General features: G+C 64.7%; 1 pseudogene. It reads right to left on the reverse strand.

From position 1 onward, the window contains the following. Window positions 1–756, reverse strand: a pseudogene (locus tag P792_RS38435) (phenylalanine--tRNA ligase subunit beta); the annotation flags it as partial.

The raw sequence follows: 756 nt of genomic DNA on the forward strand, positions 1-756 counted from the left end.
CGCAATGATCTTTTCGGAAACGGCCTCGATTTCCTCATCGGTCAGGCTCGCCTTGACGGGCTGAAGCGTGACCTCGATGCCCAGGGACCGATGGGCCGCCTCGAGCGACCCGCCCTCATAGACATCGAACAGGCGCACATCGCTGATCAGCGCACGTTCGGCACCACGGGCGGCCTTGAGAACAGCCTGAGCTTCCACACCCGGTGCCACGATGAAGGCAAAATCGCGACTGACAGGCTGGAAAGCCGAGAGCGCAGGCGGCTGGCGACGCTTGACCTTGGGCAGCGGTACGGCATCGAGGAAGATCTCGAACACGACAAGGGTCGAGTCGATACCCATGGCCCGTGTCACGCGGGGATGCAGCTCGCCAAAGCAGCCCAGCACCGTCTTTGGACCCTGACGCACAACACCCGAGCGGCCAGGATGATAATGACCGGGCGCATCGGCCGTCACACTCAGCGCCTCGGCAGGAAGCTTGACTGCCTCGAGCGCCGCCATGAGATCCGCCTTGGCGTCCCACAACGTCATGGGTTGCGCCCGCATACCGGGGCGCCTCGGCGTCTCACCACCACGCAGCCCGGCCAGCACGAGCTTCTGCCCATCTGCATGGAAGCAGGGGCCCAGTTCGAACAGGGCCGCATCACTCAGTCCACGCGCCGCATTGCGCTGCCAGGCACGGGCCAGATTGATCAGCGGCGTGGGGCGCATCTGGTTGAGGTCGGAAGCAATCGGGTTGAGCAGACGCAGCCCCTCAGG

Source organism: Asaia sp. SF2.1 (assembly GCF_000505765.1).
Classification (GTDB): domain Bacteria; phylum Pseudomonadota; class Alphaproteobacteria; order Acetobacterales; family Acetobacteraceae; genus Asaia; species Asaia bogorensis.